This is a genomic window from Streptomyces musisoli, assembly GCF_016741855.1.
Lineage (GTDB): Bacteria > Actinomycetota > Actinomycetes > Streptomycetales > Streptomycetaceae > Streptomyces > Streptomyces musisoli.
The window spans coordinates 196,732-222,381 of the sequence record NZ_JAERRH010000003.1 but is presented as its reverse complement, the minus strand read 5'-3'; the positions used below and the strand labels follow the sequence as shown (position 1 = coordinate 222,381).

Here is a 25,650-nt window from a genome sequence, read left to right as displayed (position 1 = left end):
TCGTGACAACTCCTATGTTACGGACGGTGCTTCGGGTGTCCCATCGGAAAACGCCAGTGGCAAGGCCGCGTCCGAGGTTGGCGAGAACCCGCCAGGGCGCCTTTCCGTCAGGAACGATCAACTCCTGTTCAGGAAACGGCACATCACACTCGTCCCTGCACGCGACACGCTCGACACACACGAGAAGAGGCGTGGATGAGCACAGGACCAGTCAGACGCGGCACGGCTCTGCTGGCGGCGGCGCTGGTGAGCGCCCTGCTCCCGGCCGGCCCCGCGCATGCGCGAGGGACTTCGGCCGCACACCCCCCGGCCGGCGCCACCACCCCCGCCACCACCCCCACGACCGTCACCCTCGTCACCGGCGACAAGGTGACCGTCACCGATCTCGGCCAGGGCAGGAAGACCGTCACCGTTCAGCGGCCCCGCGGGGCCACCGGCGCCGTACGGACCGGTTCGAGCGACGGCCACCTCACCGTCGTACCGGACGAGGCGCTGCCGTATCTGCGCGCCGGCACACTGGACCGGCGGCTGTTCGACGTCGGCGGGCTGATCCGGCAGGGGCTCACCGACGCCGAGGCCGACGCGCTGCCGCTGATCGTCACCTACGACAGGAACGCGCGGGCCGCGACCCCCGCAGGCGCCGAGCGGATCCGCGCCCTGCCCAGCCTGCGCGGTGCCGCCGTGGAGGCCGGCAGGGGACGCGCCTTCTGGCGGTCGTTCACCCGGGCCCCCGGCATCGACAAGGTGTGGCTGGACGGGCGGGTCGAGGCCGACATGGCCGAGAGCAACGCCCAGATCGGCACGGAGGCGGCCTGGGCGGCGGGGCTGACCGGCAAGGGCGTCACCGTCGCCGTCCTGGACACCGGCGCCGACCTCTCCCACCCCGACCTGAAGGACCGGGTCACCGCCGCCAGGAGCTTCGTCGAGGGGCAGGAGGTCGCCGACCGCAACGGCCACGGCACCCACGTCACCTCCACCGTCGGCGGCAGCGGCGCCGCCTCCGACGGCAGGGAGAAGGGGGTCGCGCCCGGCGCCACGCTCGCCGTCGGCAAGGTGCTCGGCGACCAGGGCTCGGGCAGCGAGTCCCAGATCATCGCGGGGATGGAGTGGGCGGCACGGGACGTGCACGCCAGGATCGTCTCCATGAGTCTGGGCTCGACGGAGGCCAGCGACGGCACCGACCCGATGGCGCAGGCGGTGAACACCCTCTCGCGGGAGACCGGGGCGCTCTTCGTCGTCGCCGCCGGCAACACGGGCGCTCCCTCCTCCATCGGCTCGCCCGGCGCCGCCGACGCCGCCCTCACCGTCGCCGCGGTGGACTCCGCCGACCAGCCGGCCTACTTCACCTCCGCCGGGCCCCGGTTCGGCGACAACGCCCTGAAGCCCGACATATCGGCCCCCGGCGTCGACATCCTCGCCGCCCGCTCCCAACTCGTCCCCGGCAGCGGCTACTACACCTCCATGAGCGGCACCTCCATGGCGACCCCGCATGTCGCGGGAGTGGCCGCCCTGCTCGCCGAGGAACACCCCGACTGGACCGGCGACCGGCTGAAGGACGCGCTGATGTCCACCTCCGGCCGGCTCGACGCGTCCGCCTATGTGCTCGGCGCGGGGCGGCTGAGCGTGCCCGAGGCGGTGCGGGCGGACGTCACCGCCACCGGCAGCGCAGACCTCGGCTTCCACAGCTGGCCGTACGACGCGGACAAGCCGGTCACCCGGACCGTCACCTACACCAACCGGTCCGACGCGCCGGTCCCGCTGAAGCTGTCGGTGCAGGGCGCGCCGGACGGCGTCGCCGAACTCGCCCGGGACACCCTCACCGTCCCCGCCCACGGCACCGCGTCCACCACCGTCACCGGCGACGGCTCGAAGGCACCGGTGGGGGAGACGAGCGGGCAGATCGTGGCAACCGGCCCCGACGGCACGCCGCTCGCGCACACCGTGTTCGGCCTGGTCAAGGAGGAGGAGCGGTACACGCTCACCGTCCATGTGAAGGACCGCGACGGCGCGCCCACGGCCGCCGACCTCACCGTGCAGCGGCTCGCCGCGGGCGAGGAGGCCGCGCCCGCGCACGTCGGTGACTCCGGAACCCTCGAACTCCGGCTGGAGCCGGGCACGTACAGCGTGGCCTCCTTCCTCGACGTGCGCGGCAGCCACGGCGCCGACTCGCTCGGCCTCGGCTTCCTCGCGGCCCCCGAGATCTCCCTCGACCGCGACCGCGAGGTCACCCTGGACGGGCGCGAGCTGCGGGAGGTCGGGGCGGACGTCGCCCGGCGCACGGAGACGCACCAGCTGCTCATGGAGTACGACCGGACGGCGGACGGTGCGGACCTGTTCGAAGCGGTCCAGGTGCCCCTGACCTACGACAGCGTCTTCGCGGCCCCCACCCGGAAGGTCACCCGGGGCACCTTCGAGTACCGCACCGTGTGGCGGCTCGCCAAGCCTCGGCTGGAGGTCGAGGGGATCGGCGAGGCGACCGTACAGGCCGGCGGCACCCTGCTCGAGGGGCGCACCCGGCTGCCGCTCGTCGACGTCGGGGACGGGCTGCTCACCGGCGTGTCGGGCAAGGCGGTGCTCGCCCGCCTCGCCGACGGCGCCGACCCCGCCGCCCTCGCCCAGGCCGCCCAGGACGCGGGCGCCCGGGCGCTGTTCGTGACGGACGACGCGCCCGGCCGGCTGATGGCCTGGTGGGGCACCGACGACAACGCCGGCCGGCCGCTCCAGATCGCCACGGTGAACCGGGCGGACGCGGCCCGGCTGCGGGCGGCCGGACGCGTCGACATGACCGGCACCCGCAACCCGCCCTACGTGTACGACCTGTCCGAGGGCCACCGGGGCGCGATCCCGGACCGGGACCTCACCTACGCACCCTCCGGCCGGCAGCTCGCCGCCGTCCACGTCGCGTTCCACGCGGCGGAACCGGTGGACGGCGGCGAGTTCCGGTACTCGATCACCGACACCTTCCCGATCGGCCTCGGTTTCCCCGAGCGCGTCGACCTGCCCGCCGAGCGCACCGACTACGTCTCCACCGGCCCCGGGCAGCTGTGGCACGAGTCCGTCACCGCCCGCGACGGCGCGCTGGAGGAGCGCGGCGGCCTGGTGCGGTACGACGGCGGGTCGCGTCCGGAGCTGCACTGGTTCCGTCCGGTGTGGCACCCGTGGCTGGGCACCGGGCTGGGCTGGGGGCAGCAACGCGCCGGGAACCGGATCCAGTTGAACACCCCCGGGTGGGGCGACTCCGGGCCCGACCACACCGGCTTCGGCGACGTGTGGAGCGACGGCAGCGGGATGAGCCAGACCACCGCCGTCTACCTGGACGGCACGCTCGTCGACCGGGGCAGCGGCTCCGCCGCCTACGTCTGGGACGCGCCCGCCGACGAACGCGCCTACAAGGTGGTCACCGACACCGCGCTGGACGCCGGCCGGTGGCAGCCCGCCACGAAGGGCCACACCGAGTGGACCTTCCGGTCCGCGGCCACCCCGGAGGACCACTGGACCTACCTGCCGCTCGTCAACCTCGCCTTCGACGTCGACACGGACCTCGCCGGCACGGTGCGCGGCGGACACCGGATCCCGGTCGGGATCGGCGCCGGGTACGTGGCGGGGGCGGCCGGCACCGGCACCCTCGGCGGCGGCCGGCTGGAGGTGTCGTACGACGACGGCACGACCTGGCGGACGGTCCCGCTGACCGCCGGCCGGGGCGCCTCCTGGCACGGCACGCTGTCCGTGCCCCGCGAGGCCGCCCATGTCTCCCTGCGGGCCTCGGCCCACGACGACAAGGGCGGCTCGGTGACCCAGGAGATCATCCGAGCGCTGACGGTCCGGTAGCCCGGGGCCGGGGCCGGTGGTCCAGAGAGCCGGGAGAGGACCGGTGGCTCAGGGGCGGGGCCGGGGCCGCGGGGTGGTCCGCGGGCCCGACGACGCCTCGCCCGGGGGCCTGGGTCCAGCGGCTCGGGGCCGGGACCGGTCCGGTGGCCCAGCGCTTGGGGTGGTCTGGTGGCTCGGGGCTTGGGGTGGCTCGGGTCGCGGATGGTCCGCGGGTCCGACGACGCCTCGCCCGGGTCCGTGGCTCAGGCGCTCGTGGCTCAGGGCCGGGGGTGGTTCGCGGGGGCGACTACGCCGCGGACCACTCCCAGTTCCACCAGGTCCTGCGGCCGGATGCGCAGCTCGTCCGCGGTCGCCTCCACGGCCTCGGGCGGACGCTTGAGGATCGCCGCCGCGAGTTCGGGCGCGATCACCGAGAAGTAGCTGTCCGGCGTGGCCCAGGTGTTGCCGGGCGCGGCCAGTGCGAGCGCCCCGCCGGAGCCGCCCTCGCCGATGACCAGCGTGGTGACCGGCACCCGCGCGGCGGCCACGGCCGCGAACACCTCGGCGATCGCGGCCCCGGCCCCCTGCCGTTCCGCCTCCGCGTCGTTGGCGGCGCCCGGGGTGTCCACCAGCGTCAGCACCGGGATGCCGAGCCGGTCCGCGAGCCGGATCAGCCGGGCGGCGGTGCGGTACCCGGCGGGCCGGGTCGCCGTCCCGGTCTGCGCCGCGTAGGCCACGGTACGGCCGTCCCGCTCACCGAACCCGCACAGCATCCCGTCGGGATCGCGGCCGCCGCACCGGTCACCGCCGAGCAGCACCCGTTCGCCGAAGTAGGCGTCCAGGTACGCGCGTGCACGCGGCCGTTCGGGAGCCCGGGCCCGCCCGACGGCCTCCCACCCGCTGCCGGGCAGCCCGGCCCGCCCGAGGGCGAACGGCACCGGGGCGGGATCGATGCCCGCAGTGGGCCAAATGCCCGGCGTGGGTTCGATGGCCGCCATGGACCCGGTGCTGAGCGTGGGTCCGGTACTCGGGGCGGGTTCGGTGCCTGCCAAGGACCGGGCGCCCGGCGCGATGTCGGTGTCCGGGGTGGGTTCGGTGGATGGCGTGGCTCTGGTGCCCGTTGTCTGCCCGGCGCCCGGCGTGAGCCCGGTGCCCGTTATCGGCCCGGCGCCCGGCGTGAGCCCGGTGCCCGCCATCGGTCCGGTGTCCGCCATCGGTCCGGTGCCCTGCGTGGGTCCGGTGGCCGGTGCGGATCCGGTGGCCGGTGTGGGCCCCGGCGGTCCGGCCAGCAGCCGTAGCCACCTTCCCAGCGTCTCCTTCAGCTCCCGTGCCGGTACCACCGCGTCCGCCGAGCCCGCCGCCGTCTGGGACTCCGCCGTGTAGGCCGCCGGATCGGCGCCGGGCGGGCGGACCCGGGAGCCGGCGAAGCCCACCTGGGCGCCGGGCAGGGCCAGGACGACGTCCGCGCCCGCGCCGAGCGTGGCCCAGCCGCCGCCGGTCGTCGGGTCCCGCAGGACGGCGATCTGGGGCAGACCGGCCTCGCGGGTGAGCACGGACTGGCGGGCCACCCGCTGGAGTTGGGTCAGCGCGAGCATGCCCTCCTGCATCCGGCTGCCCCCGGTCGCGATCAACGGCACGACCGGCAGCCGGTGTTCCCGGGCATGACCGTACGCCGCCTCCAGCCGGTCCCCGGTGCGTTCGCCCAGCGAGCCGCCCAGGAAGCCGAACTCGAAGGCGATCAGCACGGCCCGGGTGCCCTCGACGCTCGCGGTGCCGCAGACGACCGACTCCTGCTCGCCGGTGCGCGCGGCGGCGCGGGCACGGGAGGCGTCGTAGCCCTGCCAGCGGAGTGGCCCGTCCGGCGGCGACTCCCGTGGTGGAGCGGGCAGTTCACGGAAACTGCCCGCGTCCGCCACCAGCGCGAGGGTCTCCCGTGCCGAGAGCCGCTCAGACATCGGCCAGGGCCCGCTTCATGATCTTCCCCATGTCGTTGCGCGGCAGCGCCTCCAGGTAGCGCACGACGCGGGGGCGCTTGTGCGGGGCGAGGCGGCGGGCCACGTGGTCCGCCAGCTCCTCGGCGGCGGGCGGTGCCTGCGGGTCCGCGGGGACGATCCAGGCGACGATCCGCTCTCCCAGGTCGGCGTCCGGCTCCCCGGTGACCGCGGCCTCCCGCACCCCCGCATGCTCCAGCAGCGCGTTCTCGATCTCACCGGCACCGATCTTGTAACCACCGCTCTTGATCAGGTCGGTGGCCTTGCGCCCGACGATGCGGACGTAGCCGTCGGGCTCGCGCACGGCCATGTCCCCGGTGCGGAACCAGCCGTCGGCGGTGAACGCGGCGGCGGTGGCGTCGGGCCGGTTCAGGTACTCGGTGAACAGGTTCGGGCCGCGCACCTGGATCTCGCCGACGCTCTCCCCGTCGTACGCGGTGATCTCCGTGCCGTCCTCCTCCACCAGCCGCAGCAGTACGCCCGGCAGCGGTACCCCGACCGTGCCGGCCCGGGCCTCCCCGTCCGCCCGCACGCTGGTGTTCATCAGCGTCTCCGTCATGCCGTACCGCTCGATCACGCGCCGGCCGGTCGCCGCCGCGATCCGCTCGTGGTCGTGCACCGGCAGCGCGGCCGAGCCCGAGACCAGCAGCCGGGCCCGCGCGAGCGCCTTGGCCAGCTCCGGGTCGTCCGGCAGGGCCTCGGCGATGCGGTGGTACATCGTCGGCACGCCGAACATCATGGTCGCGCCGTCGTTCAGCTCGCGGACCACGCCCTCGGGGGAGAACCGCCCCAGGTGCCGCACCGAGCCGCCGCGGCGCAGCGGGCCGAGGACACCGAGCACCAGCCCGTGCACATGGAACAGCGGCAGCCCCTGCACCAGCACGTCGTCCCCCGTCCACTGCCAGGCGTCGGCGAGCGCGTCCAGGGTGGTGGCGAGGGCCCGGCGGGGCAGGACCGCGCCCTTGGGCGGGCCGGTGGTGCCCGAGGTGTAGACGATCAGCGCCGGGTCGCCGTCCGCCGCCCGCTGCGCGGGGACGGGCCCGGCGGCGCGGGCGTCGACGTCGATGCGGGGCAGCTCACCGAAGACGGGCGGCAGGTCCGCACCGGGCGCGGCGAGGACCAGCGAGGGCGCGCTGTCGGAGAGGATGTGCGCCAGTTCCTTCTCGCCCGACTTAGGGTTGAGCGGCACCGCCGCCACCCCGGCGAGCAGCGCGCCGGTCACCGCGACGGCGGTCTCCAGCTCCGGGGTGGCCCACACGGCGACCCGGCCCGCCTCCCCGATCCGGGCGGCGAGGGCACCCGCGGCGCCCGCGAGCTCGCCGTACGTCAGGGTCCGCGGGCCGAACCGCAGGGCGACCCGCCCCCAGACCTCGTCCGGGGGGACCCCCATCTCGCGGCGCTCACCCGGGCCGTCCGTCAGAGCGGGGAAGAGAGAGGACACGCGGCGCACTCCTTACTGTCGGCGGTGCCGACTGCGGGGACGACAACACCCTTCCTACACCAGGAGCGGAGCGTTCCGCGGAGGGGCACCGGGCCCCGGGGCGGTGACCGGCCCTCCCGCCGCAGGCGGAGGGCGCTCCATGCGCACCCCGCGCTCCTCGTCGTCCGCCACCGATGCCGGGGCTCCCCGCGAAGGGGAAGGTCGAATGAGCTGTCCCGGTTCCCGTCGGCCTTGTTAGCCTCGCAGCCGCACCGATCGTCGAACCGTCGTACGACAGGGAGCCCGCCGTGCCCCGCATCGCCCTCGCCACCTACGACCCCGGAGCCGAGCCGGGCAAGGACACCGACCTGCCTGTGCTGGCGGCGGCGCTCACGGACGCCGGTGCCGAGGCGGAGGCGCGGTACTGGGACGATCCGGTGGTGGACTGGGGCGGTTACGACCTGGTGGTCATCCGCTCGACCTGGGACTACAGCTGGCGGGCCGCCGAGTTCGCCGCCTGGGTGGAGCGCACCGGCACGCTGACCCGGCTGGCCAACCCGGCCGCCGTCGTGCGCTGGAACACCGACAAGCGCTACCTGGGGGAGCTGGCGGCGGCCGGTGTGCCCACCGTGCCCACCCGCTACGTACCGCCCGGTGAGCCGGCCGTCCTGCCCGCCGGCCACGAATTCGTGATCAAGCCGACCTCGGGCGCGGGTGCCCGGTTCGCCGCCCGCTACACGCCCGCCGAGCACGACACCGCGGCACGGCAGCTCGCGCGGATGCACGCGGAGGGCCTCACCGCGATGGTGCAGCCGTACATGCCGGGCATCGACGTGCGCGGCGAGCGGGCGCTCCAGTTCTTCGGCGGGCGGCTGCTGCACGCCAGCCGGAAGGGTGCCGTCCTGTCGCCCGGCACTCCGTACGACGCCGACAAGGTGGCCCACCCGGACCTGGAGCGCTGGGAGCCCACGGAGGCCGAACTCGCCGTGGCCGAGAAGGCGTTGGCGTCCGTGCCCGGCACGCACGGGCTGCTGTACGCGCGCGTGGACGTGGTGGACGGCGACGACGGCGAGCCCCGCCTGATGGAACTGGAGCTGGTCGAGCCGAACCTGTTCCTGTGGCTGCACCCGGAGTCGCTGCCGCGGGTGACGCAGGCGATCCTGACGGCGGCCGAGGGTCCCGCCTAGCCCCTGCCCGGCCCTTCGCGTCGTCGCCCGGAGCGTGGCAGACAGGAAGGGCCGACAGGACCGGGAAGGGAGTCCGGGCAGGACCCGGAAGGGAGCGAGGAAAGGACCCGGAAGGGAGTCCGGACAGGACCGGGAAGGCCTGTCCGGACAGGACCCGGAAGGGGGTCCGGACGGATCCGGCGTGCTTCGGCCGCGGCGCACCGCACCGCGCCGTGGCTCCTGGACCGGCGACGCCCGCGGCCGCGGGCTGATGCTGTATCCGATGTGTACGAGGACGAAGAGGGGGATGTCATGGACAAGGTATGGCTGGTGACCGGGGCGACCAGTGGCTTCGGGCGGGAGATCGCCGAGGCGGCCGTCGCCGCAGGTGACGTGGTGATCGGCGCGGCCCGCCGCCCCGACGGGCTGGACGACCTGGTGGCCGCCCACCCCGGCCGGGTGGAGGCGCTGCGCCTGGACGTGACCGACCTGGCCGCGGTCGACGCGGCGGTGCGGGACGTCGTGGCCCGCCACGGCCGGATCGACGTGCTGGTCAACAACGCGGGCCGCACGCACGTCGGCGCGGTCGAGGAGACCACCGACGCGGAGCTGCGGGACCTGTTCGACCTGCACGTCTTCGGGCCGGTGGCGCTCGTGCGGGCGGTGCTGCCGCACATGCGGGAGCGGCGCTCCGGCGCCATCGTGCAGATGAGCAGCATGGGCGGGCAGATGTCCTTCGCGGGCTTCGGCGCCTACAGCGGCACGAAGTTCGCGCTGGAGGGCATCTCCGAGGCGCTCGCGGACGAGGTGGCGGAGTTCGGCATCAAGGTGCTGATCGTGGAGCCGGGCGCGTTCCGCACCTCCCTGTTCGGCGCCGGCCGGGCCGGGGCGAGCCCCGACAGCGGGGTGTACGCCAAGGTGAGCGAGACCCGTGGCGCCGTCTCCGGCGGCGACGGCACCCAGCCCGGCGACCCGGCCAAGGCGGCGGCCGTCATCCTGGCCGCGCTGGAGGCCGAGCGGACCCCGCTGCGGCTGCCGCTCGGTGACGACGGGGTGAGCGCGGTGCTGGGCCATCTCGACCAGGTCCGCGCGGAGGTCACCGACTGGGAGAAGCAGACGCGGGCGACGGGGTTCGACACCCCGTAGCGCGAGGGCTACGGGGTTCCACCCCGTAGCCCTCGCACGCCTCAGCCGACGACCGCCGTCCGCTGGAGCAGCCCCCAGGTGAACTCGGCGACCATCTCGTGCCGTTCACCGTTCACGTCGGGGGCGGTGAAGGCCAGCCCCCACCGGGTGGGGGCGGTCCCCTCCAGCGGGCGGGCGGGGGCGAAGGCGCGGGCCGCTTCGTCCACCGTGCACGACCAGGGGGTCAGATCCTCCAGGGTGCGCAGGGGCGGGGCCGGTGCGTCCGGCGCCCGGACCAGCCACTCGTTCCAGACCCCGCCGTCGGGTCCGACGAGCACCTCGAAGCGCAGGCCAGGCCAGAGCGGCAGCGCCCACCGCCGGGCCTCGCAGTCGACGTCGCCGAGGCGGCGGGGCAGGACCGACTCGGGTTCGCCGAGGACGGCGCGGTACCGGGCGGCGGCGCCCCGGGCCCGCGGCGAGCGGACCATCGCCTGCCACCGCCTGTTGGTCTCCCGCATGTCCGCGACCGACGCGCCCAGCCGCCGCCGGGCGTCCTCGACGAGGTCCGGGTTGTGGTCGGCCATGCGGCGCAGCAGCACCAACTGGAAGTCGAGACGCATGGCGTCCATGGTGCCCGGCCCGTTCCCGGCCATTGCCCGCGCTACCTTCCCTGACTAGCCTATGTTCGTCATGCCGATCGCCTGTTGATATCTCGAACGCCTCGGCGGCCGATATCGCGGACAGGCGCTTAGACCCAAGGGAGGGGGCCGGACGTGGGACGCCTCGTGCCTGCCGTGACCCGGGCTCTCGACATTCTTGAGCTGTTCCTCGACGGGGACGGGACGCTCTCCGCCCCCGACATCGTGCGCAAGCTGCAGCTGCCGCGCACCACCGTGCACGAGCTGGTCACCACGCTCGCCGCACGGTCGTACATCGTGCAGGTGCCCGGACAGCCCGGACGGTACCGGCTCGGCGTACGCCCGTACCAGCTCGGCAGCCGGTACGCCGAGCAGCTCGACCTCGCCGCCGAGGGCCAGCAGGTGGCCCGCTCGGTCGCCGAGACCTGCGACGAGACGGTCCACGTGGCGATCCTGGAGGGCACCGACGTCATCTACATCGCCAAGGTCGACTCCACGCACGCGGTCCGCATGGTCTCCGCGGCCGGCCGCCGGCTGCCCGCCCACTGCACCTCCGTCGGCAAGATGCTGCTGGCCTCGCTGCCGGAGCCGGAGCTGGCCGTGCGGATCCCGGACGGCGCCGAGCTGACCGCGATGACGCCCAACAGCATCACCGATCCCGCCGCCCTGCGCGAGGCCCTGGCCGGGATCCGGCGGCACGGGATCGCGGTCGAGAGCCGCGAGTCCAACCCGGACGTCTCCTGCGTGGCCGCGCCGGTCCGCGACCGCACCGGCCAGGTCGTGGCCGCGCTGTCCATCTCCGTGCCGATGATCCGCTGGAGCGACGAGCGCCGGACCGAGCTGGAGCAACTGGCCGCGAAGGGCGCGGCGGAGCTGTCGGAGCGGCTGGGGCACCGGAGCGCGGCATGACGGCGTACGAGGTCGCGGTCGAGGCCCGGGCGGCGCTCGGCGAGGGCCCGACCTGGGACCCGGTGACGGGACGGCTCGTCTGGCTCGACATCCTGGGCATGCGGATCCACACCTACGCCCCCTCCACCGGCCAACGCACCATCCGCACGACGCCGCAGCACATAGGCGCGGCCAAGCCCCGCGCGGGCGGCGGCCTGGTGCTGAACCTGCGGGACGGCGTCGGCCTGCTGGACCCCGACGACAGCTTCCGCTGGCTGCACCACGAGCCGGTCGCCGGCCGCCGCGCGAACGACGCCGCGGTGGCGCCGGACGGCTCCCTCTGGGCCGGCACGATGCGCTACGACGCGGCGGCCGGCGGCGGCACGCTGTCCCGGCTGACGGGGGACGGCACCGTGCGGACGGTCCTGCCGGACGTCACGGTCAGCAACGGCACCGGCTGGAGTCCGGACGGCCGCCTCATGTACTACGTCGACACCCCGACCCGGCGCGTGGACGTCTTCGACCACGACCCGGACGGCGTCCACGACCGCCGCCCGCTGGTGGAGATCGAGGAGGGCGCCGGCTTCCCGGACGGCCTGACGGTCGACGCTGAGGGCTGTGTGTGGGTGGCGCTGTGGGACGGGGGAGCGGTGCGCCGCTACACGCCGGCCGGTGAGCTGGACCGGGTGATCACCTTGCCGGCGCCGCGGACGACCGCGTGCGCGTTCGGCGGCCCCGGCCTGACCGACCTGTACATCACCACGGCCCGCACGGGTCTGCCCGCACCGCATCCGTTGGCGGGCTCCCTGCTGGTGGTGCCGGACGCGGGCCGGGGCCTGCCGCAACCGGCGTTCGCGGGCTGAGCCCGGCCGCCCGGGCGCGCACCGCCTCGATGTCGCCGGCACGGCGCAGGGCCCGGGAGACGGCCCCGATCTCATGGAGCAGGTTCCCGGTGCCGGGCCCGCCGGCCGGACCGGGCGGCTTGGGCGTACGGGACCTCTCGACGGCGTCGAGGACGCACACCGCGGCGGCCAGCGCCCGGGCCCGCTCGGGCGGGTGGCCGAGGGTGAGGGCGGCGTCGTAGGAGCGTGCGCCGAGGCCGGTGTCGATGTGCCGGTCCAGCGGCAGCAGCACGTCCCGGATGTACGTCTCGCGCCGGGTGAGCCGCAGTTCGGGCGTGGCGCGCAGCGCGAACGGCACGCCCGCGCCGCTCGGTCCGCGCAACAGCCGGTACAGCGGACGCAGTTCGCGGTGGGCGAGCCTGACCCGCCGGCGGTCGCGCAGATACTGGCCGGCGGGCGGCAGGATGAAGCCGACGGCGACGAGGACGGCCGAGAGGGCGGCGACGGGCGGCGCGAGGTCGGTGCTCAGCCAGTCCGGGTTCCGCCCGAACCAGCGCGCGGTGACGGCGGTCAGCTTCGCCGCGTCGAAGACCAGGTTCGCCGCGTACCCGGCGCCCAGCAGCCTCAGGCCCCGGCGCAGCCAGGCGTCCAGGCCCTCGGCGCGCACCCAGTCGCGGATCAGGCGCGCGGTGATCAGGCACGCCACGGTGTGCGCGGCCAGGTAGAGCAGGATCTCCTCGCGCAGGAACGGCGTGGTGGCGTAGTAGGTGTCCAGGTCCCGCAGCCGCTCCTCGTGGCGGCCGGCAAGCAGGAACAGCACCCACAGGGCGACGATCACCCCCGAGTACGCCGAGAACACCCAGCGCATCGCGCGGCGGGTGGCGGCGGAGCGGCCGGACGGGCCGTTGCGCCAGGTGACGATGAGCAGCAGGCAGGAGCCGCTGAACGCGGTGATGAGCGAATAGCACCAGGGCGCCGAGACGTTGGGCACTCCGGTGACCCGGTTGACCCGGGCGATGGTGGACGGGACGCAGAACACGAACACCGCACAGGCGAGCAGCAGCAGGGCGCCGACCGCGCGCAGCAACGGGTCCCGCCACAGCCGGATGATCGTGGGCAGCTTGATCGCCAGGGCGGCGGCGAGTACGGCCGCGGGGATCCAGAAGGAGATGTAGAACCCGCTGAGGAAGCCCGAGGGGTCCGGCGCCGCCAGGGTCACCGCGCGACGCCCTGCTTTCCGGGCGCCCGGTCCGCCTGCTCGCGTCCGCGATAGCCGAGAGCCCGCTGGAGGGGGTCCGGCGGGCCGGGGCGGCCCCCGCGGAGGTGGCCCCGGAACAGGGTGGCCAGCCGGTGCCCGAAGTCCTCGGCCTCGGCCTCGTCGGCCTCCCGGGAGCCGTTGCGGGCGGCCACCGTGAGGGCGGCGTTCCGCCAGCCGGGCGCGTCGGCGAGGGCGCGGGCCGCGACCGTGCCGACCAGATGGTGGTGCCGGTGGCCGGCGTGCAGATGCCACAACTCGTGTCCCAGGATGACCAGCTGTTGCACGGCCTCGGCCCGCTCCTCCACGATGACCAGGTCGAAGTCGGCGAACTCGATCCACAGCCCGGTGACTTCGATCTCGTCCGGGAACCGCTCGAACCGCAGCTCGACCGGCCGCCCGCCGCGCAGCGCGGTCATCTCCTCGCACAGTGCCCGGCACAACTCCCGTACGCCGTCGGGCGGCTCGGGGCGGGTGCGGACGGCCGCGGCGAGCTCGTCGGCCAGGGAGCGCATCGCCGAGCCGAAGCCGGGGCGGCGCAGCCGCGAGGCGAACCGCGCGGCCCGCCGTCGCGCGCCCGCGATGCCCATCGGTCCCCCTTCTTCCGCGTCCTTCCGCCCGGTCACGGCTGGTCCGAGGGTACGCGCTGGATGTGTCCGCGTCATGCGTTCCCGCGACCGTCGTTCAAGAGGAAACGACCTGTGGGCCCTGTCCGGCCCATGGACGGCACACCGCCCTCGCGGACGCCGGCCCCGGCGCCCGCCGCACCCCGGCCGGCCCCGAGCGGGTCACCCCGCACCGGTCCGAGGGCACCGCCCCGACGGACGGCACCCCCACCGCCGTACCGGAACCGCTGTCCCGGAACGTGATCAGACCGGCTCGACCGGCAGCCCGCCGGTCGCCCTGCCGAGCAGCGTCAGCCGGGCCGACCCGGGACCCGACAGCGTGGTGTACTCCGAAAGGACCGCCAGCGCGAGGGTGTTGGTGCCCCGGGTGCGCAGGATCCCGTTCGGCAGGACGAAGGTGTGCTGCGGGCCGACGTCGTTGATGTACTGGCCCAGGTTCCAGCCGTTGAGGAAGATCTGGGCGCGGTAGGCCCGGTACGGGTCGTCGTCCAGGGTCAGGCCGACCGACGCGTCGACGTCGGCCGGCACCGACAGCCGGAACGTGGTCCGGTACCAGGTGACGCCCTGGTACCGCTCGGCACGCGGGAAGGACACCTCCTCCCAGTCCCGGTCCCGGAAGCCGGGCAGATGCCAGCCCTCCCGCTCGCCGTACAGGCCGCCGTTGTTCATCGGCCCGCGCACCGGGTCGGCGGGCCCCTCGCCCTGGATGCGCCAGCTCACCTCCGGGGACGCGCCCCGGAACGCGACCGACGTCAGACCGCGGGCCGCCTTGTGCGTGTCCAGCGCCTTGCCGTCCTCGTCGTGCTGCATGCGCCGGACGAGCACGGACAGCACATGCCGGCCGGGGGAGCGCAGCCGCTCGCCCACCGGGAAGGCCGCCGTCGCCGTCCAGCTGCCCTTGCGGACGGTGGCGCCCTTCTCGGGCACGGGCATCCGGTGCGTGCCCAGCGGCTCACCGTCCAGCCACGCCATCAGCAGGCCCTGTGTGCCGGTGCTGTAGTCGAGCGAGACCTCCTCGATGCCGGCCGCGCCGGTGAAGGAGCCCCGGTACCAGACGTCGCCGTAGTGGAAGCCGTAGTCGTCGGCGAACAGCACGGGACCGCCGTCCGGGACCGCCGTCGTGCTGAACGTCGAGGTCCGGTCGGCCGCCTTCCACGACGAGTCGTCGAAGTTCGGGCCCGCCTCCGGGTTCTCCGTCCGCATCCGCCAGCCGCCCAGCGCGGGCAGCCGCACCTCGGGCACGTCCGGCACCATCTCGCTGGTCATCAGGCTGCCGGAGCGGGTGACCCGGGTGGACAGCTTGCGCCCGTTCCACACCAGCGTGTCGATCCCGCGCGGAGCCCACACCTCCAGGGTCGTCCGCTCGGTGATGTCACCGGTCAGGTGGACCTCCGAGCCGCGCAGCTCCGCGTGCCGCAGCAGCGCCATGCCGTACGCCAGGAGCGTCCCGGACGGGGTGTCGTACGGGAACAGGCGGACGGCGGTGGCGTCGTCGGCGAAGAGCAGCACCAGCGGGGTGTCGCTGTCGCCCTTCTGCACCAGCACCCGGGTCAGACCGCCCTGCCCGAGGGGCACGTTCACATGCACCTCGCCCCGGTTGTAGGCCCAGCCGGCCTCCGGGTCCAGCCGCTCGACGAGCGGCTCGGCCCGGCAGTCCAGCACCAGCTCGGCCATGTCGTCGCGCCGTCCCGTGAACACGGCGATGTCCTGCCGGCCCACGGACAGGCACAGCATGGGTGCGGCGGTCGAGTACTTCAGGGTGCGGCCGCCCAGCGCCAGCCCGGTGGTCAGCAGCCTGGCGTCCTTGCCGGGCACGGTGATCCGCAGGTCGCCGGCGTCGGTCGGCAGGTCGGTGGTGACCGCCTCCGTGCCGTCGTTGCGCGCGATGTACACGTGCGCGCCGGTGTCGTGGTTGGTCAGGTGGTAGACCTTCAGCCCCTCGGCCGTGACGTCCGCCGCCCGGTCCAGCTTGGCGAAGTCGGGCACGCGCTGGAGCAGGTGTCCGAGCTGGTGCATCGGGGCGATCTTGTCGGTGACGTTCCGCCCCTCGTCGATCGCGGCGCCGTAGTCGTACGACGTGTAGACGACGGGCGCGGGCAGCCAGCCCCAGGAGGTCCCGCCGAACGTCATGTACACGTTGTGCAGGGTGAGTCCGTTGGCCAGGTTGGTCAGATGGAAGCGGCGCTCGTAGGCCGCGTCCCGGGTGCGCCGCGACTCGGCGTACCCCTTGCCGTCGAACTCGGCCCCGCCCCAGGGGTCGAACCAGCCGCCCCCGAACTCGGGCAGGAACCCGGGCGTGCTGGGCGAGGCGGTGGCCCCGCCCTTCGCCCCGCCGGGGCCGAAGTGCCCCCAGTCCGGCGGGGTCTTGGAGGGCGAGGGGTAGCCGTCGAACCCGTACAGCCAGCCGCCCTTCTCACCGCCGGTGTCGAAGGAGCCGGGGACCCAGTAGCCGTTGCGCCCCTTGTCGTTGTGGAACAGCGGGACGTCGATCCCGTCGGCCCGCACCTTGCGGTAGAGGTGGGCCATGTAGTTCCGGCCGGTGGCCTCCCGCACGTGGGCGTCGTACTCGTTCTCGATCTGGTACAGCAGGACCGTGCCGGTGCCCTGCGTGTACAGGTGCCGGCGGACGATCCGGTTCACCTGGGTGAGCCACTCGTCGACGTGCGACAGATACGTCGGGTCGTCGGTCCGGGCCGTGCCCCGCGTCGCGGTCAGCCAGCCGGGGAAGCCGCCGCCGTCGACCTCGGCGTTGATGTAAGGGCCGGGCCGCAGGATGACGTACAGCCCCGTCTCCGCGGCCATGCGCAGGAACCCGTCGAGGTCGCGGACGCCGGAGAAGTCGTACACACCGGGAGCGGACGAGTGGTAGTTCCAGGCCACGTAGATGCTGACGGCGTTGTAGCCGTGCGCCCGCATCTTCTGGAGCACGTCCCGCCACAGCGACGGACTCGGCAGCCGGAAGGGATGCATCTCGCCGGACCACACCACCAGCCGCCGCCCGTCGACGAGCAGCGAGTGGCGGTCGTACCCGATGGTGTGCTGCTCGCCGTCGGCGCTCGGCGGAGCGGGCGCCGGACCGGTCGGAGCGCTGCCGCCCGCGTACGCCGAGAAGGCCCCGGGGCCGCCGCTGCCGCCCAGGGCGAGACCGAGCGCGGCAGAGCCTGCCAGGGCACTGAAGGTACGTCTGCTGAGCGCCAAGGTGGATCCTCCGGGCGAGCTTGCGGGGGGCCGGTCCCGCCATTCTCCACGGCGACACGCCTCACAATGGACCCATGAGGATCTCGGCACGGGCGGATTACGCGGTACGGGCGGTACTGGAGCTGGCCGTACGGCAGGGTAACGGTCCGGTGAAGGCAGAGGAAATCGCCGCCGTGCAGGACATCCCGCACAAGTTCCTCGAGGGCATCCTGGGCGATCTGCGACGGGCCGGCGTCGTGGACAGCCGGCGCGGCGGGGGCGGCGGCTACCGGCTGGCACGGGAGGCGGCCTCGATCACGGTGGCGGATGTCATCCGCGCGGTCGACGGTCCGATCGTGTCGGTCCGCGGCGAACGCCCGACGGGTCTCGCCTACACGGGCACGGCACGGCCCCTGCTGCCGCTGTGGATCGCCCTGCGGGCGAACGTCCGACGCGTCCTGGAGGGCGTCACCCTCGCCGACCTCGCCGCGGACGCCCTGCCCGATCCGGTCCGCGCCCTGGCGGCGGAACCGGCGGCCTGGGAGAACCCCTGACCCGTCAACGGGCCTCCGCCTCGTCGACTTCGGAGCGCCGGCGGGACCGGCCGGTGTCGTAGTGCAGGGGGCCGAGGCGGTACCGGGTGAGGTCGAGACGCACGCCGGTGTAGAGCCCCCCGTGCCGGCTCCCCGGCGCGTGCCGGCGCGTGGACGTGACCGCCGGGGACGGCGGCGGGTGCGGCGGGCGGGGTTCGTGAAAAGCCCGGTGTGAATGGCCGGAGTTCACCCTCCCGGGCCCGGGCGGGGCTTCCTACGATGCCCACGCCTCCATCCCCGGTTCACAGGTATCGCACAGTTTCTTCACCCGTGAACGGCTGTGGCAGGTCACACCCCCCACTCGACAACCGGGAGAAACCATGGCTGGTGGACTCCTCCTGAGCGGCGCAGTGGCCGCTCTGGTCACCACCGCGCTACCCGCCCACAACCCCTCCGACGTGTTCGACAACCCGCCCCCGGACAAGATCGTCATCGACGTGGCCACGGTGAACGGCTCCGGTTGTCCCGCGGGCACGGCCGCCGTGGCCGTGTCCCCGGACAACACGGCTTTCACCGTGACCTACAGCGAGTACCTGGCCCAGGCGGGCGGCGGCTCCGATCCCACGGCCTTCCGCCGGAACTGCCAGCTCAATCTGGTGGTCCATGTGCCCCAGGGCTTCACCTACGCGGTCGCGAGCGCCGACTACCGGGGCTTCGCCTCCCTCCAGCGCGGCGCCAGCAGCACGCAGAAGGCTTCGTACTACTTCCAGGGCTCGTCGACCACCGTGCCCAGGACCCACCCCTTCAACGGGCCCTACAACGACGACTGGCAGGCCACCGATGCCACCGACTGGGCCCAGCTCGTCTGGGCGCCCTGCGGTGTGCTGCGCAACTTCAACATCAACACCGAACTGCGGGTGAACGCCGGCAGCACGTCCCCCGACAAGGTCAGCTTCATGACGATGGACTCGACCGACGGGGACATCAGCACGGTGTACCACCTGGCGTGGAAGGAGTGCCCGGCCTCCTGAGCACGCGCCCCCCGCCATGGCCGGCAGGTGCCATGGCGGGGGTTCCCGTTCCGCCTCGCGACCGGTGGCGGTGCGGGGGTTCCCCCTCCGCCTCGTGACCGGTGGCGATGCGGGGGTTCCCGTTCCGCCTCGTGACCGGTGGCGGTCGTCTCAGCCGGCCGCTTGCCCCGCCCCCGCGGCGTTCGGCCAGCTCTGGGCGTTGGGCCAGCCCGTTGCCGGCGCCGGGGTCAGACCGGGGGCCGGCGCCGGGGTCAGACCGGAAGCCGGGGCCGTCATCCCGCGCACCTGGGCCGCGGTGAGCCCGCCACGGGCCGGCACACCGGGCGGAGTGAGAGCGGCGGCCGCGGCGGGGGCGACCGGCACGGGCGCGGGGACCGCGGGCACGGGTGCGGGAGCCGGTACGGGTGCGGGGGCCGGTACGGGTATGGGCGCCGGGGCCGGTGCGGGCGCGGGGGCCGGGGCCGGGGCCGGTGCGGGGGCCGCCACGGCGGCGGGCGCGGGCGCGGGTACGGGGGTGGGGGCGGGTGGCGCCGGCGCGGGGGCCGGGGCGAACGCCGGGACCGGGCCGGGCATCGGCGGGGCTGCCGCCGGCATCGGCATCCCGCCGCCGGCCGGCGCGACGGCGGCGGGGAGCGGCATGCCGGTGCCGGCGGCCGGGGCGGGGCCGGCCGCGGTGAGCTGCATACCGGCCCCGTTGGTCTCGCTGACCAGCCGGTCGACGGCCGCCGTACCCGAGCTGTAGCTGGTCCCGGTGCCCAGCTCGGGTACGGCGGCTCCCCTCCTGGTCCCGTAGAGCACCTGTTCCAGGCCGGACACCAGGCGACGCACGTCGACCTGGGGGCGCACCACGAGCCGCAGGAAGCGGCTGGAGGATCCGATCTTGTTGCCGCACTCGCGGACCAGGATCCGGTGCTCGGTGAGCATCCGGTCCCGGACCACCGTGCCCTCGGCGCCGACGGGCAGGCGCACGAAGAGGAAGTTGCCCTGGGAGGGATAGACGGTGAGGCCGGGCAGCGCGGACAGCTGGCTGGCCATCTCCAGGCGGTCGCGGCGGACCTGCGTCAGGCTCTGCGCGTACTCGGCGCCGTGCTCCTTCAGCATGAACACCACGTGCTCGGCGAAGGAGTTGAGGTTCCACTTCGGCAGCATCGAGCGGACCTTGCCGGCCAGTGCCGGGTTGGCGACCAGGTAGCCGAAGCGTATGCCGTGCAGCCCGAAGTTCTTGCCCAGGCTGCGCAGCACGACCACGTTGGGGCGGAGCATGGCCTCCTGGACGACGCTCGGCTCGGTCTCCGCGTCGGCGAACTCCAGGAACGACTCGTCGATCACCACCAGGTCCAGGTCCGCCATGGCGTCCATGAACTGCACGACCTGCTGCTTGCGCAGATAGCCGCCGTCGGGGTTGTTCGGGTTGCAGATCACCGCCACCCGGGTGCCCCGGGCCCGGATGAACTCGGCGTACCGGCCGAGGTCCAGGGCGAAGTCGCTCGCCTCCTGGAGCGGGAACATGTCGACCCGTTTGCCCGTCTCCATCGGCTGGTCGGTCCAGCGGCCGAACGTGGGCACGGGGACGGCCAGGGACTCGCGGACCAGCAGATGGTCGATCCAGGTGATCAGCTCGGTGGAGCCGTTGCCCATCGCCACGCACTGCGGCGGCAGCTGGAGCAGGCCGCACAGCTCACCCGTGATGGTGTCGGCGCCGCTCGGGTAGTACGTGATGATCTCGCGCAGCCGGGCCGACATCTCGTCGAACATGGCGGGCGTCGGGAAGTACGGGTTGCACGGGATGCAGAAGTCCACCGGGCCGGTTCCGTCGCCGCCCTCCCGCGTCAGCGCCGCCATGGAGGGGCTGTGCGCGGCGGTACCGCGGAACAACGAGGTGACGTTGCCGGCCAAGGGGACCTCCGTTCAGGTGGCCCGTGCGGGGGAGCACGGGCCGCCCTTGGATACGGAGGGGACGGCTGTGGTGTTCAACTCGTCCGGGGCGTGTGTGACTTCACGCGCCGAACGTGTGCACCGTCGTCGTCCGGTATGTCTGTCCCGGCCTGAGGACCGTGGACGGGAAGTCCGCGTGGTTCGGCGAGTCCGGGAAATGCTGCGTCTCCAGGCACAGGGCGTCGCCCTGCCGGTAGGTGCGGCCACCGGTGCCGGTGAGCGTCCCGTCCAGGAAGTTGCCGGAGTAGAACTGGAGCCCCGGCTGGTCGGTGGCGATCCTCAGGGTGCGGCCGGAGCGCGGGTCGCGCAGGGTCGCGATGTGCTCGGGCTTCGCCGTGATCCCCTTGTCCAGGACCCAGTTGTGGTCGTAGCCCTTGGCCCGCACCTGCTGCTCGTGGCCCGCCCGGATGTCCCGGCCGATCGGCTTGGCGCGCCGGAAGTCGAACGGGGTGCCCGCCACCCGGGCCAGTTCGCCGGTGGGGATCAGGCCCGGGTCGGTGGGGGTGTAGCGGGAGGCGGCGATCGTGAGTTCGTGGTCCTCGATCGTGCCGCTGCCCTCGCCGGCCAGGTTCCAGTACACGTGGCTGGTGAGGTTGACGACGGTGGCCTTGTCGGTGGTGGCCGCGTAGTCGATGCGCCAGTCGCCGTGCCGGGTGAGGGTGTACGTCACCGTCGCCCTGAGCGTGCCCGGGTAGCCCATCTCGCCGTCGGCGCTCGTGTAGTGCAGGCGCAGGCCGACGTCCGGGCCCTGGGTGAACGGCTCGACGTCCCACACGTGCTTGTCGAAGCCCTGGGCGCCGCCGTGCAGGCTGTTGACGCCGTCGTTCACGGAGAGCTGGTACGACGTGCCGTCCAGCGTGAACCGGCCCTTGTCGATGCGGTTGCCGTACCGGCCGATCAACGCGCCGAAGTACGGGCTCTTCGCGACGTAGTCGGCGATGTCGTCGAAACCGGCCACGACGTTGGCGTACCGGCCGTGCCGGTCGGGGATTTCCAGGGCCTGGACGATGCCGCCGTAGCTCAGCACCTTCAGCCGGGTGCCGCCGTTCTCCAGCGACCAGCGGTGAATCCTGGTGCCGTCGGCGAGCCTGCCGAAGAGTTCCCTCACCGGCTTCCCGCCTCCGGAGGCGGCCCGGTCGCCCCGCGCGTCGGCGGCCGATGCCTCCGTCGTGCCGAGGGCGGTGGCGGCGAGACCCGCCGCGGCTGCTCCCGCGATGACCGTGCGTCTGTTCAGTTCCATGAGGTGCGGCTCCCTTGTCTGGGCCCTTACGAACCGGACTTGCGCTTGTTCCACACGTCGAACCCGACCGCCACCAGCAGGGCCAGGCCCTTGATGACCTGCTGCCAGTCGGTGCCCACGCTGAGGAGGTTCATGCCGTTGTTCAGCACGCCGAGGACGAGACCGCCGATGATGGCGCCGAGGACGGTGCCGACACCGCCGCTCATGGACGCGCCGCCGATGAACGACGAGGCGATGGCCTCGAGTTCGAAGTTGAGGCCGGCCTTCGGCGAGGCCGCGTTCAGGCGGCCGGCGACCACCAGACCCGCCAGGGCCGCGAGCACGCCCATGTTCAGGAAGACGTAGAAGGTGACCTTCCTGTCCTTGACGCCGGACAGCTTCGCCGCCGGCAGGTTGCCGCCGATCGCGTAGATGTGCCGGCCGAAGACGGCGTTGCGCATGACGTAGCCGTAGCCGACCACCAGCGCGCCGAGGATGATCAGCACGATCGGCGCGCCCTTGTAGCTGGCGAGCAGCATCGTGACGACGAGGATCGCGGCGCTGATGGCGACGAGCTTGAGCAGGAAGAGGTTGCGCGGCGCGACCTCGAGCGAGAACTCCTGCTGGCGCCTGCGGTCGCGGAACTCCTGGAGGACCGTGAAGACGATCAGGACGATGCCCAGCAGCAGGGTGAGGTTGTGGTAGTTGGTGTTCGGACCGGTCTCCGGCAGGAAGCCGTTGCCCATCTTCTCCAGACCGGCCGGGAACGGGCCGAGGGTCTGGCCCTCCAGGAGGATCTCCGTCAGGCCGCGGAAGATCAGCATCCCGGCGAGGGTGACGATGAACGAGGGTATGCCGAAGTAGGCGATCATGAAGCCCTGTACGGCGCCGGCCACCGCGCCGACCAGCAGGCACAGCACCAGGGCGACCGGCCAGGCCACCCCGTGCTGCACCGTCAGGACGGCCGCGAACGCGCCGATGAACGCCGTCAGGGAACCGACCGACAGGTCGATGTGGCCCGCGATGATGACCAGCATCATGCCGATCGCGAGGATCAGGATGTGGCTGTTCTGGAGCACCAGGTTGGAGACGTTGCGGGGCAGCAGCAGGTCGCCGTCGGTCCACACCGAGAACAGGACCACGATCAGGCCGAGCGCGATCAGCATGCCGTACTGCCGCATGTTGTTGCGCAGGCCGTCCAGCATCAGCCGCAGCAGGCCGCCGGGGGCCGCGTCGCCGCTCTTCCCGGGCGGCGCCGGGGCCGGGGTCCTGGCGGTCACGTCCGTGCTCATCGGGTCACCTCTTCGTCCTTCGTCATCTGGCGCATCAGTGCTTCCTGGGATGCCTCGGCCCGGGAGAACTCGCCGGTCAGCCGCCCCGCGGCCATCGTGTAGATGCGGTCGCACATGCCGAGCAGCTCCGGCAGCTCGGAGGAGATGAAGACGACCGCCCGGCCCTCGGCTGCCAGCTTGTCGATGACCGTGTAGATCTCGAACTTGGCGCCGACGTCGATACCGCGCGTCGGCTCGTCCAGGATCAGGACGTCCGGACCCGCGAAGATCCACTTGCTGAGGACGACCTTCTGCTGGTTGCCGCCCGAGAGCTTGCCCACCGGCTCGAAGACGGTCGGCGCCTTGATGTTCATGGAGGTGCGGAAACCCTCGGCGACCTGCCGTTCCTCGTGCTCGTCGACCACACCGCGCCGGGCCACCTTGGCGAGGGAGGTCAGCGAGATGTTGCGGTTGACGGTGTCGATGAGGTTGAGGCCGTAGTGCTTGCGGTCCTCGGTGACGTAGGCGATCCCGTGCCCGATCGCCTCGGGGACGGACTTCGTCCGGATCTCCCTGCCGTCCTTGAGGACCGTGCCGCCCGCGTACCGGCCGTACGACCGTCCGAAGACGCTCATGGCCAGCTCGGTGCGCCCGGCGCCCATGAGGCCCGCGATGCCGACGATCTCCCCGCGCCGCACCTGGAGCGACACGTGGTCGACGACCTTGCGCTGCTGGTCGATCGGGTGGTGCACGGTCCAGTCGCGGATCTCCAGCGCCGGGGCCGTGCCCTCCTCGGCGTGGTGCGGGGTGCGCTCGGGGAAGCGGTGGTCGAGGTCGCGGCCGACCATGCCGCTGATGATCCGGTCCTCGGTCGTCCCCGGGTCCTTCACGTCCAGCGTCTCGATGGAGCGCCCGTCCCGGATGATCGTCACCGAGTCGGCGACCCGGCGGATCTCGCCCAGCTTGTGGGAGATGATGATCGAGGTGATGCCCTGCTTCTTCAGCTCCAGGATCAGGTCGAGCAGTTTGCCGCTGTCCTCGTCGTTCAGCGCCGCCGTCGGCTCGTCCAGGATGAGCAGCTTCACCTTCTTCGACAGCGCCTTCGCGATCTCCACGAGCTGCTGCTTGCCGACGCCGATGTCGGCGACCCGGGTCTCCGGGTGGTCGGACAGACCGACCCGGCGCAGCAGTTCGGTGGCGTGCCTGAGCGTGTCGTTCCAGTTGATGAGCCCGCGCGTGGCGTGCTCGTTGCCGAGGAAGATGTTCTCCGCGACGGAGAGGTACGGCACCAGCGCCAGCTCCTGGTGGATGATGACGATGCCGTGGTGCTCGCTCGCCCGGATGTCCCTGAAGCGGCAGGGTTCGCCCTCGAAGAGGATCTCGCCCTCGTAGCTGCCGTGCGGATGGACGCCGGAGAGCACCTTCATCAGGGTGGACTTTCCGGCGCCGTTCTCGCCGCAGATGGCGTGGACCTCGCCCTGACGCACCGTCAGCGTGACGTCCGAGAGCGCTTTGACACCGGGAAAGGTCTTGACGATCGAGCGCATTTCCAGGACGGGTCCCGCCATGGTCGTGCCTTCCAATCAGTGTGGGGTCGTCGGTCGGTCGGGACTCACTTGAGCTGGGCGTCCGTGTAGTAGCCGCCCTTGACGAGCACGTCCTCGTAGTTGGTCTTGTCGACGCTGACCGGCTGGAGCAGGTAGGCGGGGACGACCTTGGTGCCGTTGTCGTACGACTTGACGTCGTTGACCTGGGGCTTCTTGTCCTTCAGGAGGTCGTCGATCATCGTCGAGGCGACCTCGGCCAGCTTGCGCAGGTCCTTGTAGACGGTCTGCGTCTGCTGACCGCCGATGATCGACTTCACGGAGGCCAGCTCGGCGTCCTGGCCGGTGATGACGGGCAGCGGCTTGCTCCCGGAGCCGTAGCCGTCCGACTTCAGCGCGGAGAGCACGCCGATGGAGATGCCGTCGTAGGGCGAGAGGACGGCGTCGACCCGCTCGCTCTTGTACGAGGAGGTGAGGATGTCGTCCATGCGCCGCTGCGCGGTGGCGCCGTCCCAGCGCAGGGTGGTGACCTTGTTGAGCGCGGTCTGGCCGGACCGGACGACGAGCTGCTTGCTGTCCAGGTAGGGCTTCAGCACGCTCATCGCGCCGTCGAAGAAGTACCGGGTGTTGTTGTCGTCGTTGGAGCCGGCGAACAGCTCGATGTTGAACGGGCCCTTCCCGCCCTTGCCGAGCCCGAGCTTGTCCACGATGTACTGGCCCTGGAGCCTGCCGACCTTCTCGTTGTCGAACGAGGCGTAGTAGTCGACGTTCTTGCTGCCGAGGATCAGCCGGTCGTAGGAGATCACCGGGATGCCGGCGTCCGCGGCCTGCTGGAGCACGCTGTTCAGGGACTTGTTGTCGATGGCCGCGATGATGAGGCCCTTGACGCCCTGCGTGATCAGGTTCTCGATCTGCGAGACCTGCTGTTCGGGGTCGTCCTCGCCGTACACCAGCTTGGTCTTGTACCCCTTGGCCTCCAGGTCCTTCACGACGTTCTTGCCGTCGGATATCCAGCGCTCGGAGGACTTGGTCGGCATGGCGATGCCGATGGTGGCGCCCTTGGTGTCGCCCGGCTTCTCCTTGCTGCCGCCCTCGCCGTTCTGGCCGCAGGCGGTCAGGGTGAGGGCCAGCGAGGCGGCCGAGGCCAGCAGGGCGAGTGCGGCTCTGCGGTTGCGCATGGGA

Annotated in this window: 18 protein-coding genes; 7 read left to right on the top strand and 11 right to left on the bottom strand. The window is 72.9% G+C overall.

Going from position 1 to position 25,650, the window contains the following annotated elements; genetic code table 11:
- The first annotated feature begins 195 nt into the window (after positions 1–195).
- The gene (locus tag JK361_RS09225) at positions 196–3,828 is read left to right on the top strand and encodes a S8 family serine peptidase (RefSeq protein ID WP_201815228.1); all 3,633 of its coding nucleotides are present in this window, start codon (positions 196–198) and stop codon (positions 3,826–3,828) included.
- Between the two features lie 257 nt (positions 3,829–4,085).
- On the opposite strand, the gene JK361_RS09220 is transcribed toward JK361_RS09225, so the two are convergent.
- Both JK361_RS09220 and JK361_RS09215 read right to left on the bottom strand, forming a co-directional pair.
- Positions 4,086–5,762, bottom strand: a complete 1,677-nt coding sequence (locus tag JK361_RS09220; RefSeq protein WP_201815227.1) for a carboxyl transferase domain-containing protein — start codon at positions 5,760–5,762, stop codon at positions 4,086–4,088.
- Complete coding sequence (locus JK361_RS09215; protein WP_372448698.1) at positions 5,755–7,239, bottom strand: acyl-CoA synthetase; 1,485 nt, start codon at positions 7,237–7,239, stop codon at positions 5,755–5,757. Before JK361_RS09215 ends, JK361_RS09220 begins: the two co-directional genes overlap by 8 nt.
- A gap of 287 nt (positions 7,240–7,526) precedes the next feature.
- Here JK361_RS09215 and JK361_RS09210 point away from each other — a divergent pair, with 287 nt between their 5' ends.
- Together JK361_RS09210 and JK361_RS09205 are read left to right on the top strand one after the other, a co-directional pair.
- On the top strand, positions 7,527–8,405 hold the full coding sequence (locus JK361_RS09210) for an ATP-grasp domain-containing protein (RefSeq protein ID WP_201815226.1): 879 nt from the start codon (positions 7,527–7,529) through the stop codon (positions 8,403–8,405).
- 291 nt (positions 8,406–8,696) lie between these two features.
- Positions 8,697–9,530: an oxidoreductase gene (locus tag JK361_RS09205; RefSeq protein ID WP_201815225.1), complete on the top strand. Its 834-nt coding sequence runs from the start codon at positions 8,697–8,699 to the stop codon at positions 9,528–9,530.
- A 41-nt stretch (positions 9,531–9,571) separates the two neighbouring features.
- On the opposite strand, the gene JK361_RS09200 is transcribed toward JK361_RS09205, so the two are convergent.
- Positions 9,572–10,162 carry a hypothetical protein gene (locus JK361_RS09200; protein ID WP_201815224.1) on the bottom strand — a complete coding sequence of 197 codons (591 nt, stop codon included), beginning with the start codon at positions 10,160–10,162 and terminating at the stop codon, positions 9,572–9,574.
- A 120-nt stretch (positions 10,163–10,282) separates the two neighbouring features.
- On the opposite strand from JK361_RS09200, the gene JK361_RS09195 reads away from it, so the two are divergent.
- Both JK361_RS09195 and JK361_RS09190 read left to right on the top strand, forming a co-directional pair.
- Complete coding sequence (locus JK361_RS09195; protein WP_201815223.1) at positions 10,283–11,056, top strand: IclR family transcriptional regulator; 774 nt, start codon at positions 10,283–10,285, stop codon at positions 11,054–11,056.
- Positions 11,053–11,898 carry an SMP-30/gluconolactonase/LRE family protein gene (locus JK361_RS09190; RefSeq protein WP_201815222.1) on the top strand — a complete coding sequence of 282 codons (846 nt, stop codon included), beginning with the start codon at positions 11,053–11,055 and terminating at the stop codon, positions 11,896–11,898. Before JK361_RS09195 ends, JK361_RS09190 begins: the two co-directional genes overlap by 4 nt.
- On the opposite strand, the gene JK361_RS09185 is transcribed toward JK361_RS09190, so the two are convergent.
- The 3 genes from JK361_RS09185 to JK361_RS09175 form a co-directional block, all read right to left on the bottom strand.
- Positions 11,792–13,096 carry an MAB_1171c family putative transporter gene (locus JK361_RS09185; protein ID WP_307787228.1) on the bottom strand — a complete coding sequence of 435 codons (1,305 nt, stop codon included), beginning with the start codon at positions 13,094–13,096 and terminating at the stop codon, positions 11,792–11,794. The two genes, JK361_RS09190 and JK361_RS09185, sit on opposite strands and share 107 nt — an antisense overlap.
- Complete coding sequence (locus JK361_RS09180) at positions 13,093–13,722, bottom strand: toxin-antitoxin system, toxin component family protein (RefSeq protein ID WP_201816019.1); 630 nt, start codon at positions 13,720–13,722, stop codon at positions 13,093–13,095. The genes JK361_RS09185 and JK361_RS09180 overlap by 4 nt, the downstream gene beginning before the upstream one ends.
- Positions 13,723–14,001: 279 nt before the next feature.
- Positions 14,002–16,956 (bottom strand): glycoside hydrolase family 35 protein, encoded by a 2,955-nt coding sequence (locus JK361_RS09175; RefSeq protein ID WP_201815221.1) that lies wholly within the window; start codon positions 16,954–16,956, stop codon positions 14,002–14,004.
- Between the two features lie 74 nt (positions 16,957–17,030).
- Between JK361_RS09175 and JK361_RS09170 the strand changes: the two genes are divergently transcribed.
- Positions 17,031–17,489 carry an RrF2 family transcriptional regulator gene (locus tag JK361_RS09170; protein ID WP_201815220.1) on the top strand — a complete coding sequence of 153 codons (459 nt, stop codon included), beginning with the start codon at positions 17,031–17,033 and terminating at the stop codon, positions 17,487–17,489.
- A gap of 359 nt (positions 17,490–17,848) precedes the next feature.
- Complete coding sequence (locus JK361_RS09165; RefSeq protein ID WP_201815219.1) at positions 17,849–18,499, top strand: DUF4360 domain-containing protein; 651 nt, start codon at positions 17,849–17,851, stop codon at positions 18,497–18,499.
- 150 nt (positions 18,500–18,649) lie between these two features.
- On the opposite strand, the gene JK361_RS09160 is transcribed toward JK361_RS09165, so the two are convergent.
- The 5 genes from JK361_RS09160 to chvE form a co-directional block, all read right to left on the bottom strand.
- Positions 18,650–20,395 (bottom strand): pyridoxal phosphate-dependent aminotransferase, encoded by a 1,746-nt coding sequence (locus JK361_RS09160; RefSeq protein WP_201815218.1) that lies wholly within the window; start codon positions 20,393–20,395, stop codon positions 18,650–18,652.
- A 100-nt stretch (positions 20,396–20,495) separates the two neighbouring features.
- On the bottom strand, positions 20,496–21,674 hold the full coding sequence (locus JK361_RS09155) for an aldose epimerase family protein (RefSeq protein ID WP_201815217.1): 1,179 nt from the start codon (positions 21,672–21,674) through the stop codon (positions 20,496–20,498).
- A gap of 26 nt (positions 21,675–21,700) precedes the next feature.
- A complete protein-coding gene (gene mmsB / locus JK361_RS09150; RefSeq protein WP_201815216.1) occupies positions 21,701–22,945 on the bottom strand; it encodes a multiple monosaccharide ABC transporter permease in 1,245 nt (414 codons plus the stop codon).
- On the bottom strand, positions 22,942–24,492 hold the full coding sequence (mmsA, locus tag JK361_RS09145) for a multiple monosaccharide ABC transporter ATP-binding protein (RefSeq protein WP_201815215.1): 1,551 nt from the start codon (positions 24,490–24,492) through the stop codon (positions 22,942–22,944). The genes mmsB and mmsA overlap by 4 nt, the downstream gene beginning before the upstream one ends.
- Positions 24,493–24,536: 44 nt before the next feature.
- A complete protein-coding gene (gene chvE, locus JK361_RS09140) occupies positions 24,537–25,646 on the bottom strand; it encodes a multiple monosaccharide ABC transporter substrate-binding protein (protein WP_201815214.1) in 1,110 nt (369 codons plus the stop codon).
- Positions 25,647–25,650: the final 4 nt, after the last annotated feature.

Coding starts and splice junctions, on each gene's coding strand:
- JK361_RS09205 (WP_201815225.1), top strand. CDS start 8,697: ATGGACAAGGTATGGCTGGTGACCGGGGCGACCAGTGGCTTCGGGCGG.
- JK361_RS09200 (WP_201815224.1), bottom strand. CDS start 10,162: ATGGCCGGGAACGGGCCGGGCACCATGGACGCCATGCGTCTCGACTTC.
- JK361_RS09165 (WP_201815219.1), top strand. CDS start 17,849: ATGGCTGGTGGACTCCTCCTGAGCGGCGCAGTGGCCGCTCTGGTCACC.
- JK361_RS09225 (WP_201815228.1), top strand. CDS start 196: ATGAGCACAGGACCAGTCAGACGCGGCACGGCTCTGCTGGCGGCGGCG.
- mmsB (WP_201815216.1), bottom strand. CDS start 22,945: ATGAGCACGGACGTGACCGCCAGGACCCCGGCCCCGGCGCCGCCCGGG.
- JK361_RS09180 (WP_201816019.1), bottom strand. CDS start 13,722: ATGGGCATCGCGGGCGCGCGACGGCGGGCCGCGCGGTTCGCCTCGCGG.
- chvE (WP_201815214.1), bottom strand. CDS start 25,646: ATGCGCAACCGCAGAGCCGCACTCGCCCTGCTGGCCTCGGCCGCCTCG.
- mmsA (WP_201815215.1), bottom strand. CDS start 24,492: ATGGCGGGACCCGTCCTGGAAATGCGCTCGATCGTCAAGACCTTTCCC.
- JK361_RS09155 (WP_201815217.1), bottom strand. CDS start 21,674: ATGGAACTGAACAGACGCACGGTCATCGCGGGAGCAGCCGCGGCGGGT.
- JK361_RS09170 (WP_201815220.1), top strand. CDS start 17,031: ATGAGGATCTCGGCACGGGCGGATTACGCGGTACGGGCGGTACTGGAG.
- JK361_RS09190 (WP_201815222.1), top strand. CDS start 11,053: ATGACGGCGTACGAGGTCGCGGTCGAGGCCCGGGCGGCGCTCGGCGAG.
- JK361_RS09220 (WP_201815227.1), bottom strand. CDS start 5,762: ATGTCTGAGCGGCTCTCGGCACGGGAGACCCTCGCGCTGGTGGCGGAC.